The 11521-nt window shown below is 70.6% G+C and carries 12 protein-coding genes; 6 read left to right on the plus strand and 6 right to left on the minus strand.

Annotation, left to right across the window (positions count from 1 at the left end):
- Positions 1 to 3 precede the first annotated feature (3 nt).
- The 3 genes from IEY81_RS09590 to IEY81_RS09600 are packed head-to-tail and all read left to right on the plus strand — an operon-like array spanning position 4 to position 3073.
- A complete protein-coding gene (locus IEY81_RS09590; RefSeq protein ID WP_189118254.1) occupies positions 4 to 972 on the plus strand; it encodes an ABC transporter permease in 969 nt (322 codons plus the stop codon).
- A gap of 5 nt (positions 973 to 977) precedes the next feature.
- A complete protein-coding gene (locus tag IEY81_RS09595; protein ID WP_189118255.1) occupies positions 978 to 1985 on the plus strand; it encodes an ABC transporter ATP-binding protein in 1008 nt (335 codons plus the stop codon).
- Complete coding sequence (locus IEY81_RS09600) at positions 1982 to 3073, plus strand: ABC transporter ATP-binding protein (protein WP_189118256.1); 1092 nt, start codon at positions 1982 to 1984, stop codon at positions 3071 to 3073. The genes IEY81_RS09595 and IEY81_RS09600 overlap by 4 nt, the downstream gene beginning before the upstream one ends.
- Before the next feature lie 12 nt (positions 3074 to 3085).
- Here the strand turns inward: IEY81_RS09600 and IEY81_RS09605 are convergent, their stop codons facing one another.
- The 3 genes from IEY81_RS09605 to IEY81_RS09615 all read right to left on the minus strand — a co-directional run bounded on the left by IEY81_RS09605 (position 3086) and on the right by IEY81_RS09615 (position 5965).
- Positions 3086 to 3769, minus strand: a complete 684-nt coding sequence (locus IEY81_RS09605; protein ID WP_229787617.1) for an HAD family hydrolase — start codon at positions 3767 to 3769, stop codon at positions 3086 to 3088.
- Positions 3770 to 3918: 149 nt separating this feature from the next.
- On the minus strand, positions 3919 to 5061 hold the full coding sequence (locus tag IEY81_RS09610) for a sterol desaturase family protein (RefSeq protein ID WP_189118257.1): 1143 nt from the start codon (positions 5059 to 5061) through the stop codon (positions 3919 to 3921).
- Positions 5062 to 5110: 49 nt separating this feature from the next.
- Positions 5111 to 5965, minus strand: a complete 855-nt coding sequence (locus tag IEY81_RS09615) for an SDR family NAD(P)-dependent oxidoreductase (RefSeq protein ID WP_189118258.1) — start codon at positions 5963 to 5965, stop codon at positions 5111 to 5113.
- A gap of 58 nt (positions 5966 to 6023) precedes the next feature.
- On the opposite strand from IEY81_RS09615, the gene IEY81_RS09620 reads away from it, so the two are divergent.
- Positions 6024 to 6692: a TetR/AcrR family transcriptional regulator gene (locus IEY81_RS09620; protein WP_189118259.1), complete on the plus strand. Its 669-nt coding sequence runs from the start codon at positions 6024 to 6026 to the stop codon at positions 6690 to 6692.
- Here the strand turns inward: IEY81_RS09620 and IEY81_RS09625 are convergent.
- Entirely contained in the window at positions 6675 to 8222 is a 1548-nt protein-coding gene (locus tag IEY81_RS09625; RefSeq protein ID WP_229787620.1) for a long-chain-fatty-acid--CoA ligase, read from the minus strand. The genes IEY81_RS09620 and IEY81_RS09625 overlap by 18 nt on opposite strands.
- Before the next feature lie 328 nt (positions 8223 to 8550).
- Here IEY81_RS09625 and IEY81_RS09630 point away from each other — a divergent pair, with 328 nt between their 5' ends.
- Positions 8551 to 9138, plus strand: a complete 588-nt coding sequence (locus tag IEY81_RS09630) for a TetR/AcrR family transcriptional regulator (protein WP_229787622.1) — start codon at positions 8551 to 8553, stop codon at positions 9136 to 9138.
- Here the strand turns inward: IEY81_RS09630 and fdhD are convergent, their stop codons facing one another.
- Complete coding sequence (fdhD, locus tag IEY81_RS09635; RefSeq protein ID WP_189118261.1) at positions 9139 to 10002, minus strand: formate dehydrogenase accessory sulfurtransferase FdhD; 864 nt, start codon at positions 10000 to 10002, stop codon at positions 9139 to 9141.
- Positions 10003 to 10147: 145 nt separating this feature from the next.
- On the opposite strand from fdhD, the gene IEY81_RS09640 reads away from it, so the two are divergent.
- Positions 10148 to 11089 (plus strand): hypothetical protein, encoded by a 942-nt coding sequence (locus IEY81_RS09640; RefSeq protein ID WP_189118262.1) that lies wholly within the window; start codon positions 10148 to 10150, stop codon positions 11087 to 11089.
- A gap of 4 nt (positions 11090 to 11093) precedes the next feature.
- On the opposite strand, the gene IEY81_RS09645 is transcribed toward IEY81_RS09640, so the two are convergent.
- Positions 11094 to 11498, minus strand: coding sequence for a TIGR03668 family PPOX class F420-dependent oxidoreductase (locus IEY81_RS09645; RefSeq protein ID WP_189118263.1), 405 nt, complete (start codon positions 11496 to 11498; stop codon positions 11094 to 11096).
- Between the last annotated feature and the right edge of the window lie 23 nt (positions 11499 to 11521).

Here is an 11521-nt window from a genome sequence, read left to right on the forward strand (position 1 = left end):
ACGATGAACCTGATGTCCTCCAAGAAGGAACGCATCGACTCCCTCGCGGCCTCGGTCGCCGAGGTCGAGGTCGCCGAGGCCGGCACCGTCAAGGACACCGGTGGCGAGTCCCTCATCGCCGGCGCCTGGCGGCGGTTGCGCCGCAACCCGATCTTCCTGATCGGTCTCACCCTCACCGCGCTCTTCGTGCTGCTCGCGATCATCTCGCCGTGGCTGGCCCCCTGGGACCCGGCCGCGCAGCCGCTGATCGACAAGGTGGAGCGGCAGTCGAACCCGGTCCCGGGCCCGGAGCCGGGCCATCCGCTGGGCGGTGACAACCGCGGCCGCGACCTGCTCTCCCGGGTCCTCATCGGCTCGCAGCAGACCCTTGTCGTCGGCGTCGTCGCGACCCTGATCGGGCTCTCCGGCGGGCTCGTGCTCGGCACGGTCGCCGGTGCCTTCGGCGGCTGGGCCGACGCCCTGGTCATGCGCGTCGTCGACGTGATGCTCTCGATCCCCGGTCTGCTGCTCGCCTTCTCCCTGGCGGCGCTGGCCGCCCGGCCGAGCCAGTGGACGGTGATCATCGCGATCGCGATCGTGCAGATCCCGATCTTCGCGCGGCTGCTGCGCGGGTCGATGCTCGCCCAGCGCCACAGCGACCATGTCCTCGCCGCTCGCGCCCTCGGCGTACGTCCCTCCCTGATCGTGATGCGCCACATGCTGCCCAACTCGATGGGGCCGGTGATCGTGCAGTCGACGCTGGTGGTCGCCACCTCGATCATCGATGCCGCGGCGCTCTCCTTCCTCGGCCTCGGCAACCCCGACGACCGGCGGCCGGAGTGGGGCCAGATGCTGGGCGCCTCCCAGCAGTACCTCAACGAGCACCCGCACCTCGCCTTCTGGCCGGCGGGCTGCATCATCGTGGTCGCTCTCGGCTTCACCCTGATGGGGGAGTCGCTGCGTGAGGCCCTCGACCCCAAGACCAGGAGGTGAGGCTCATGAGCGAGCCGCTGCTGTCCGTGAGGGACCTGAAGGTCACCTTCACCCGCCAGGGCGCCGAGCCGTTCCACGCCGTCGACGGAGTCTCCTTCGACGTACGTCCCGGGCAGACCGTCGGGCTCGTCGGCGAGTCGGGCTGCGGGAAGTCGGTGACCTCGCTGGCCATCATGGGTCTCCTCCCCCGCCGCGGGAACTCGGTCTCGGGCCAGGTCATGTTCGAGGGCACCGACCTGCTCGGCCTCTCCGACAAGCAGATGCGGGAGCGGCGCGGCCGCGACCTGGGGATGATCTTCCAGGACCCGCTCTCCTCGTTGAACCCGGTGGTCTCCATCGGTGTCCAGGTCGCCGAGGTCGTCCAGCGCCACCGGCAGGTCTCCAAGTCGGTCGCCATGGAGGAGGCCCGGGCGATGCTCGACAAGGTCGGAATCCCCGACCCGCGGCGCCGGCTCCGCGAGTATCCCCACCAGCTCTCCGGCGGCATGCGCCAGCGCGCGCTGATCGCGATGGCCCTGGCCTGCCGGCCGCGGCTGCTGATCGCCGACGAGCCGACGACCGCGCTCGACGTGACCATCCAGGCGCAGATCCTGGCGCTGCTCAAGGACCTGGTCTCCGAGTCCGACACCGCGCTGGTGATGATCACCCACGACCTCGGCGTCGTCGCCGGGATGTGCGACGACGTCAACGTGCTCTACGGCGGGCGGCTCGTCGAGCGCAACATGCGCCACGACCTCTTCGCGGCGCCGGCCCATCCCTACACCAACGGCCTGCTCGGCTCGATCCCCCGCCTCGACTCCGCCCGCGGCGAGCCGCTCGACCCGATCCCCGGGTCGGTCTCGGACAACCTGCCCTGGGCCGAGTCCTGCGCGTTCGCCCCGCGCTGCCCCTCGGCGGCCCCCGACTGCCTGGCCTCCTCTCCCGAGCTGGTCCCCCACGGAGGTGGTGGCACCGACGGCGAGGGTGCGCTGCGCTGCTTCCACCCCGTCGTCCCCGCGGAGGTCGCCCGATGAGCTCTGACACGCTGCTCTCCGTCACCGGACTGAAGGTCCACTTCCCCATCAAGCGCGGAGTCGTCTTCGACAAGACGATCGGCCACGTCTACGCCGTGGACGGGGTCGATCTCGAGATCCGCCGCGGCGAGACGTACGGCCTGGTCGGCGAGTCCGGCTGCGGGAAGTCGACGCTCGGGCGGGCGATCCTGCGGCTGGAGGAGATCACCGACGGGTCGGTCGTCTTCGACGGTGAGGACCTCGCGCCGCTGCGCGGAGAGGCTCTTCGGCGTCGGCGGCAGGACCTGCAGATGGTCTTCCAGGACCCGCTCTCCTCCCTCGACCCGCGCCAGTCGGTGCAGTCGCTGCTGGTCGAGGGCATGAAGGCCCACGGTCTGACCGCCGACAAGGAGGCAACGCGTGCCCGGCTGCGGGAGCTGATGGCTGCCGTCGGTCTGCCCGAGGCGGCGCTGTCGAAGTATCCCCACGAGTTCTCCGGCGGCCAGCGTCAGCGCATCGGCATCGCCCGTGCGCTCTCGGTGAACCCGTCGCTGATCGTCGCCGACGAGCCGGTCTCGGCCCTCGACGTCTCGGTCCAGGCGCAGGTGATCAACCTGCTCGAGTCGCTGCAGGAGTCGCTCGGGCTGACCTTCCTGGTGATCGCCCACGACCTCGCCGTCGTGCGCCACATCAGCGACCGCGTCGGCGTGATGTACCTCGGCGGTCTCGTCGAGGAGGCCGACGCCGACTCCCTCTACGCCACTCCCCTGCACCCCTACACCCGGGCGCTGATGTCGGCGGTCCCGATCCCCGACCCGGTCGTCGAGGACACCCGTGAGCAGATCCTGCTCACCGGCGACCTGCCCTCGCCCGCCGCGCCACCCTCCGGCTGCCGCTTCCACACGCGGTGCCCGTGGAAGCAGGCCGAGCGCTGCGACACCGAGCGTCCCGAGCTGCGCGTGGTGGAGATCGACGGTGTCCCCGCGTCCCACCGGGTCGCCTGCCACTACGCAGAGCAGATCGCGAGCGGAAAGCTCCAGCCCCACCAGGTCGAGCCCGAGCTCGTGGTGCCGCTCGAGGCGGAGGTGCCGGTCGACCTGGGCCCGTGAGGGACTCTCGGCTCAGATCTCGCTGCTGACCTTCGCCAGGTCGGCGTACGTCATCCCCTCGAGCGTGTCCCGGAAGACCCGGCGCTCGCCCGGCGCGACCGGCACGTGGTTCTCCACGACGAGGACCGTGCAGCCGGCAGCCTCGGCCGAGCGGGCGCCCGTGTTGGAGTCCTCCACCGCGAGCGTCTCCTCGGCCGGGACACCGAGCGCGGCAGCGGCGGTGAGGTAGGGCTCGGGGTGCGGCTTGCCGTTGCGCACCATGTCACCGGTGACGATCACCTTGAACGTGCCCTCCGGCAGCTGCTCGAGGATCGGACCGACGAACCGCGCGTACGACATCGTCACCAGCGCGCACGGCACGCCCTGCTCCGCGATCTCGGTGAGCAGCTCGCGCGCCCCCGGCCGCCACGGCACCTCGCGCTCGACCTGCTCGACCACGCCGTCGAGCAGCATCTCGACGATCTCCTCCGGCTCGTGGGGCAGGCCCATCCCCTCCTTGACCAGCCGCGCCGACTCGATCAGCGCGTTGCCGACCAGCTGCATCGCCTGCTCCTCGGACCAGGTCGCCCCGAACCGCTCCGCGATCGCGTACTCCGCCGCGACCCAGTAGGGCTCGGTGTCGACCAGGGTGCCGTCCATGTCCCACAGCACGGCCGCCAGCCGGCCCGGCTCGTCGGTCTCGGGAGCGTTGCTCAACGTGTCCTCCAACGTCGTTGCGTCCGCTTGATGTGCGCTTCGCACCCTATTCCAGGAGGCGTCAAACGAGGGCGGCGGCTGGCCGGAGGCGGGGATGTGCGCTCGAGAGGGGTCTCGACAGGCTCGACCACCGGTGGCTGGGTGTGGGGTCAGCGGACGTAGTTGTCGTAGGTGCGGGGGCCGCGGAAGGGGGCTACGTGCTGGGCGAGGATGCCGACGGGGACGGTCTCGCGCTTGAGGACGCCGTACTCCTCGGGCCAGCTGCCGTCGCGAGGGAGCTTGAAGGAGCCCATCAGCATGTCGACGACCGGGAGGTGGATGGCGTAGTTGCGGTCCCAGTAGTCGCGATGGCGGGCGTGGTGCCAGTGGTGGTAGCGGGGCAGGACGATCAGGTACTCGAGGAAGCCGAAGCGGACGCCGATGTTGGCGTGGGCGACGACGGCCTGGATGCCGACCAGGACCGCGTACGCGTTCACGACCGAGGTCGAGAAGCCGAGGAAGAGCAGCGGGAGCAGGACGATGCTGCGGGTGAGCACGGTCTCGACGAAGTGGACGCGGGAGCCGGCCAGCCAGTCGAGCTCGGGGCTGGAGTGGTGCACGGCGTGGAAGCGCCACAGCACCATGATCCGGTGGTAGCAGCGGTGCAGCACGGCCTGGGCGAGGTCGGCGAGGAAGACGGCGAGCGCGAAGGCCGCCACGAAGGGCAGGTCGCGGATCCAGGCTTGCTGTGCCTCCATGAGGGGTCTCGACAGGCTCGACCACCGGGGTACGGAGACGAGCCACGAGGTCGATGTGGTCACCAGGATCAAGATGAGCTGGACGAGCACGTGGCTGATGAAGAAGTAGCAGGCGTCGGTGCGCCAGCCGGGGCGGAAGACCGGCACCGGCCGGCGGGCGAAGGCGTGCTCGAGCGGGATGAAGACCAGCGCCGAGAAGAAGAGCGCGAGCACGAACCAGTCCAGGCCGAGCGCGAACGGGCTGTCCGGCACCGGCCCCTCGAAGGGCACCCCGGTGCCGCCGAGGAGCACGGCCACGGTGGCGGTGCCGACGCCGGTCAGGGCCAGCCGCCGGTGCTGGTCGCGCAGCACCGCGATCGTGCCGGTGAAGAAGGCCGCGGCCAGGCCGACCAGCAGCAGCGTACGCGCGAAGTCCTCGGCGTAGACCGCGCGGAACTCACGCGTGGTCAGCAGCTCGGGGAAGTGGAAGCAGAGCACCGTCGCCAGGCTCAGGACGCCCAGGAAGCACGAGGCGGCGGGGGCCAGCAGGTGGTGGCGCAGCAAGGTCGTGGACATGCCCGAAATTCTGGTCGCCGACGCACCGCCATCGCCTGAGCCCACGTACTCAACTCACCGGGAAGGCCACCGGGTAGGCCTCGGCGAAGTCGGCCGACCGGGAGACCTGCGCCCACCTCTCGTCCTGCTCGAGGAGCCTGCGGTCGAGGGCCGTCGAGAGCTCGGTCGCGTTGACGCCGAGCGGCAGGTTCTCGGGGATGTCGCTCCGCTTGGCGACCTGGACGAGGATCTCCGCGGCACGCGCCGGGTCGCCCGCGGGCGCGCTCGACTCCCGTCGTACGGCCATCCGGCCGACGGTCTCCGCATAGTCGTCAGCGACCTCGTGGATCGTCATCGAGGCGCCGGCCCAGTCGGTGCGGAAGCCGCTCGGCTCGACGACCAGGACCTTGACGCCGAACGGTGCCGTCTCGGCGCGCAGCACGCGGCTGAAGCCGTCGATCGCGAACTTCGCGGCCTGGTAGGACGCGATGCCCGGGGTGCCGCCGACGCGGCCGCCCACCGAGGAGATCTGGATGACGAGCCCACCACGCTGCGCACGCAGCACGGGGACGGCGGCCTTCGAGACGTTGTAGACGCCCCAGAAGTTGGTCTCGAACTGCGCCCGGAAGTCGGCGTCGTCCCCGGTCTCGATCGGCGCCACGTTGGCGTAGCCGGCGTTGTTGACGATCACGTCCACGCGACCGAAGCGGTCCGTCGCCGCTGCGAGCGCTCCGGTGGCGGCGGAGGAGTCGGTGACGTCGAGCGCGAGCGGCAGCAGCCGCTCTCCGTACGTCTCGGCGAGATCGGCGAGCTGCTCGGGTCGCCGCGCGGTGGCGACGACGTTGTCGCCGGCGTCGAGGGCTGCGGCGACCAGGGCGCGGCCGAGGCCGCGGGAGGATCCGGTGATGAACCAAGTCTGAGTCATATGTTTAGTACAACACCGGTTCGTTATTTAGACAACTCCGTTGCGCTACAGTGACGGCATGCCTCCTGCCGAGTTCCAGCGCGCCCGCAGCAGCGCCGCCAAGCAGGCCCGCGAGTCAGCGATCCTCGAGGCCGCGCGCCGACTCGGGTCGAGCGGCGAGATCCGCCGCGTCACGCTGACCGACATCGCGGCCGAGATCGGCATGCACAAGTCAGCGCTGCTGCGCTACTTCGAGACCCGCGAGCAGATCTTCCTGCGGCTCACCGCTGAGGGTTGGCAGGAGTGGTCGGCGAGCCTGCGCGCCGACCTCGACGGCCTCGACTCCCCCACACCCGCCGCGGTGGCGGAACTCTTCGCACGCAGCCTCGCCGCCCGCGGGATGTTCTGCGACCTCCTCGCTCAGGCCCCGATGAACCTCGAGCGCAACGTCTCGGTCGAGACCGTCCGCGAGTTCAAGCTCGTCACGCTCGCGGAGGTCGACGCGATCGTCACGGCCCTACGCCGCCTGCTGCCCGGGCTCACCGAGGGCGACGGGGTCGACATCGTCGCCACCGCCACCGCGCTGGCCGGGGCGCTCTGGCAGATCTCGACGCCGGGTCCGGAGGTGGCCGACCTCTACCGGAGCGACCCTCGTCTCGGACACGCCGTGGTCGACCTCGAGCCTCGCCTGGGGCGCCTGCTCACGGCGCTGATCGAGGGGCTGCTGGGTTCACGGGGTCGTGGCTGACGTCGCTCCCGGAGGGGTTTCGACAGGCTCGACCATCGAGGCGCGCAGCTCGGTCTTGCGCACCTTGCCGCCGGCGTTGCGGGGCAGCATCTCGAGCGTGACGAGATCCTTGGGGAGCTTGAACCGGGCCAGCCGGGTGGTCAGGAACTCGTTCAGCCCCTCGAGATCGACGGTCTCGCCGGGCTTCGGCACGACGTACGCCACCGGCACCTCTCCCCAGCGCTCGTCGCTGCGACCGATGACGGCCGCCTCGAGCACCGAGGGGTGGGCGTGGATGGCGTTCTCGACCTCCGCGCTGTAGACGTTCTCGCCGCCGCTGATGATCATGTCCTTGGCACGGTCGACGACCCAGATGAATCCCTCCTCGTCCTGGCGCACCAGGTCGCCGGAGTGGAACCAGCCGCCGGCGAAGGCCTTCGCGGTGGCCTCGGGGTTGTTCCAGTAGCCCTTGGTCACGGTCGGGCCGCGGTAGACGATCTCCCCGACCTCGCCGACGGGGACGTCGTTCATCTCGCCGTCGACGATCCGGTACTGGATCGTCGGGATCGGACGCCCGACCGAGCCGAGCTTGCGCAGCGAGTCCTCACCGCGCAGCACGCAGGTGATCGGTGAGGTCTCGGTCTGGCCGAAGACGGCCACGTTGAGCGCGTCCGGGAAGGTGTCGGCCATCGCCTTGAGCAGCGTCTCCGAGGCCGGGGCCGCACCCCAGGAGATGATCCGCAGCTTCAGGTCGCGCTCCTTGATGTCCGGCAGCGCGCAGATCGCCTGCCACTGCTGGGGCACGTTGAAGACGACCGTGGCGCCCTCACGCTCCCAGGCGTCGACGACCTGCGCCGGGTCGAAGGCGCCGAGCGGGTGGATCACGCTCGGGATGCCGAGCAGGAAGTTCGCGGCGAGCGAGCCGAGGCCGGCGATGTGGAAGAACGGCGCCGTCATGAAGGCGATGTCCGACTCGTCGCCGACGTCGTTGGCACGGATGCACGTCAGCGCCTGCATCTGCATGTTGTGGTGCGTCAGCATGGCGCCCTTGGGCTTCCCGGTCGTGCCCGAGGTGTACATGATCAGCGCCACCGAGTCCTCGGAGATGTCCTCGAGCTCGATCGGCTCGTGGGCCTCGACCAGGCTCTCGTACGTCTCCATCCCCTCGGCCGCGCCGATCACGATCCGCGTCTTCAGGCCGGGCGCGAGGCCGCCGACGGCCGCGGCGAGCGGAGCGAGCAGCTCCTCGGTCACGATCGCGGTCGACCCGCTGTCCTCGACCAGGCCGACGATCTCCGGCGGCGTCAGGCGGGCGTTGACCGGCACCGCGATCGCGCCCAGGCTGTTGATCCCGAAGACCGCCTCGACGAACTCGGGCCGGTTGAGGGTCAGCAGGATCACCCGGTCGCCCTGCTGTACGCCGCGCTCCCGCAGCGCGCCGGCGAACCGCAGTGAGCGCTCGTGCAGCTGCCGCCAGGTGGTGTTCTCCCCGAGGAAACGCAGGGCCGTCGCATCGGGCCGCATCACGGCATGCCCGGCGGTCTGGCTCATCCAGTGACTGCGAAACGTCCAGGCCGGGGCCTGCGCAACTCCATCGGTCATCGATCTCCCTCTCGCAGACCGAAACCATGTGGTTCCCGTCACATGATTTTTTAATACAGATTCATATTCGGATGCAAGGGCTGTCTCGTCGGCGCTTGTCGTCGGCCCGCGGGCTCGAAGGGTCGGGCAAATTCCCGCCATGGCGGGAAAATGGTCCGCTCCCCAGCGAGACCCGCGGTGAGTCGAGGCCGCCAGGGAGATCGAGACGACGTACTCTCAGAAGACCCGCCGAGATGTGAACGACGCCACAAAATCGAATCTGCATTAGAATTTTCCCGTGGCATCGAAGGCCGAGAAGACTCGCAAGCGGATCCTGGACGCGGCAGCGTCCGTGCTCTCCCAGCGCGGCTACGCGGGCATGCGCCTGGGCGAGGTCGCCGAGGTCGCCGGGGTGCAGGCTCCGGCGATCTACTACCACTTCGCCTCCCGCGACGAGCTGGTCGAAGAGGTGATGTGGTCGGGCGCCCACGCCGTACGCCTTCATGTCGAGGATGCCGTCGCGGCGCTGCCCGACGACACCGGCCCGCTCGACCGGATCATGACCGCCGTCGACGCCCACCTGCGCTACGAGCTGGAGATCTCCGACTACGCCACCGCCTCGATCCGCAACGCCCGGCACGTACCGGAGGCGCTTCGGGACCGACCGGCCGCCGAGGAGTCGCTCTACAGCCGTTGCTGGCGCGACCTGTTCGACGACGCGAAGAAGGAAGGGACGATTCGCGACGACCTCGACGCCACGACCTTCCGGATGCTCTTGCTGGGGTCGCTGAACTGGGTGGTGGAGTGGTGGCGGCCCGAGGTGCGGCCTCTGGACGAGGTGATCGCCGTCGCCCAGGACATGGTGCGGCGGACGGTCACCTCGTGATCAGCCGACCTGGTCTCGACGGGCTCGACCTCCCGTAGGCACCGCCTCGATGCGGTCGGCGCCGGCGTAGACGTTCATCGAGCTCCCGCGCAGGAAACCGACCAGGGTCAGGCCGTTGTCGTCGGCCAGGTCGACGGCCAGCGAGGAGGGCGCCGAGACCGCGGCGAGCAGCGGGATGCCGGCCATCACCGCCTTCTGGACGAGCTCGAAGGAGGCCCGCCCGCTCACCATCAGCATGCTGTTGCGCAGGGGCAGCATGCCCTCGCGCAGCGCGTGGCCGATCACCTTGTCGACAGCGTTGTGGCGGCCGACGTCCTCCCGCACGCAGAGCAGCTCGCCGTCGGCGTCGAAGAGCCCGGCGGCGTGCAGGCCGCCGGTGCTGTCGAAGACCCGCTGGGCCTCGCGCAGCCGCTCGGGCAGGCGGGTCAGGAGCTCAGGGGTGACGCGGAGGGAGTCCTCGGCGACCGTCCAGGCCGAGGACGTACGCACCGCCTCGAGGGAGGCCTTCCCGCACAGGCCGCACGAGGAGGTCGTGTAGAAGCTGCGTTCCAGCGAGGCGTCGGGCGGGGAGACGTGGGGGGCGAGCCCGACGTCGACGACGTTGTAGGTGTTGCCGCCGTCGGCCGTCGCGCCGGCACAGTAGCGCACGCTCACCACATCGTCGGCCGAGTGCACGACCCCCTCGCTGACCAGGAAGCCGATGGCCAGGTCGAAGTCGCCGCCGGGGGTGCGCATGGTGACCGTCAGCGGTCGCCCGTCGACCCTGATCTCCATCGGCTCCTCGGCGGCCAGCGAGTCCGGCCGGCGGGTGATGACGCCGTCGCGCACCCGCAGCACCGGTCGTCCCACGGTCACTCTTCCCATGTCAGCTCCTGATGTGAGGGATCTTGCGGCCAGGGGCCGGTCCTTCCACCGTACGCCCGGCGTGCCGCCAGTTGAGCCGTCGACTCGGCACACGATCGTGAAGCCACGTACGATCTGCCTACCTACGACTGGGGCCGGAGGTTCCGTGAACGAGATCCAGCTCAGCGATCTGAGCCTTGGACGCCATATTGCGCAGGGGTCGCAGGGCCGCATCATCGAGCTGGCCGACCACCCCGGGACGGTGGCGAAGCTCTACCGCTCGCGCGAGCGCGGCCTGGTGGACGGTCGCGCCCTCGCCGAGCTCGTCCGTATCCGCGGCCTCGTCGCGAGCGAAGGCCTGCAGGTCGACCACTTCGCCGCCTGGCCGCACACCGTCGTGCTCGACGGCCTGCGCACCGCCGGATTCCTGATGCAGCGCGTCCACGACCCGTTCCTGGCCGGCTTCGGCCCGACCACCGCGCTGGCCGAGCTCGGCCTCCTCGTCGACACCGGCGACGTCTCGCGGCCCGGGGTCTACGAGCGGGTGCTGCTGATGCGCGCGCTGGCCGCCGCGATGGACGCCCTCCACCGCCAGGGGCTGGTCCTCGGCGACCTCTCCCCGCGCAACATCGCCTGGTCGGTCTCCCCCGTCCCCCGGGTGATGCTGCTGGACTGCGACGGCATCCGTCCGGCCGGTGAGGACGGCGTGCTGCCGCCCGCCGACACCCGTGGCTGGGAGGACCCGAGCAATGTGGGCCGTCCGCCGACGGCCGACAGCGACCGCTACAAGCTGGCGCTCACGATCTCCCGGGTGCTCACCGGCAACCGCAACGCGGCGCCGGCCCTGCGTCCCGACCTGAGCTTCGCCGGCGAGGCCGGCATCCTGGTCGGCCCGCTCACCCGGCTGATGGACCAGGCCGCCGGCCCGCCCGGGCTCCGCCCGACCGCGTCGCAGTGGGCGACCGTCCTGGACGTACGCAGCCCATGGGCCGGCGGCTCGCAGCCGATGGCTCCGCCCACGCCGGCGCCGATGTCCCCGGCGATGCGCTCACGCGGGTCCTCCCCCAGCGGCGAGATCCTGCGGCCGTTCCGGCGTCAGTCGCGCTGACGGCTCAGGTCGCCGACCACCCCGACCAGCGGGCCACCGCGATGACGATCACCGGCCCTGTCGGCGGGCGGTCGCGGTAGTCGGCGTACTTCTCGACCAGCGGAGCGAGGTCGTGGGTCTCGTGCACCTGCGCGCGGCCGTCGGCACGGGCCCACCACAGCTGTGACCAGTCGTCGTCGTAGGCGTCGACCAGCAGCGAGACCGCCGGGTTCGCCTCGATGTCGGCCAGCCGGCGCAGCCGGGTCGTCGACTTCGGCTTGTGGTCGACCGCGGTGAGGATCGTGTCGCCGTCGGCGAGCGCGAAGACGATGGGCACGATCCGGGGCGTGGCGTCGGCCGAGGCCGTCGCCAGCCGGCCCACCCGGGCCTCGGCGAACCGCTCCCTGGCCCACTGCTCCTCGCGCCGCACCGCTCGAGCCTATGTGACGAGGA

Source organism: Nocardioides luteus (assembly GCF_014648595.1).
GTDB classification, from domain to species: Bacteria; Actinomycetota; Actinomycetes; order Propionibacteriales; family Nocardioidaceae; genus Nocardioides; species Nocardioides luteus.

Coding starts and splice junctions, on each gene's coding strand:
- IEY81_RS09590 (WP_189118254.1), top strand. CDS start 4: ATGAACCTGATGTCCTCCAAGAAGGAACGCATCGACTCCCTCGCGGCC.
- IEY81_RS09595 (WP_189118255.1), top strand. CDS start 978: ATGAGCGAGCCGCTGCTGTCCGTGAGGGACCTGAAGGTCACCTTCACC.
- IEY81_RS09600 (WP_189118256.1), top strand. CDS start 1,982: ATGAGCTCTGACACGCTGCTCTCCGTCACCGGACTGAAGGTCCACTTC.
- IEY81_RS09610 (WP_189118257.1), bottom strand. CDS start 5,061: ATGTCCACGACCTTGCTGCGCCACCACCTGCTGGCCCCCGCCGCCTCG.
- IEY81_RS09615 (WP_189118258.1), bottom strand. CDS start 5,965: ATGACTCAGACTTGGTTCATCACCGGATCCTCCCGCGGCCTCGGCCGC.
- IEY81_RS09620 (WP_189118259.1), top strand. CDS start 6,024: ATGCCTCCTGCCGAGTTCCAGCGCGCCCGCAGCAGCGCCGCCAAGCAG.
- IEY81_RS09625 (WP_229787620.1), bottom strand. CDS start 8,222: ATGAGCCAGACCGCCGGGCATGCCGTGATGCGGCCCGATGCGACGGCC.
- fdhD (WP_189118261.1), bottom strand. CDS start 10,002: ATGGGAAGAGTGACCGTGGGACGACCGGTGCTGCGGGTGCGCGACGGC.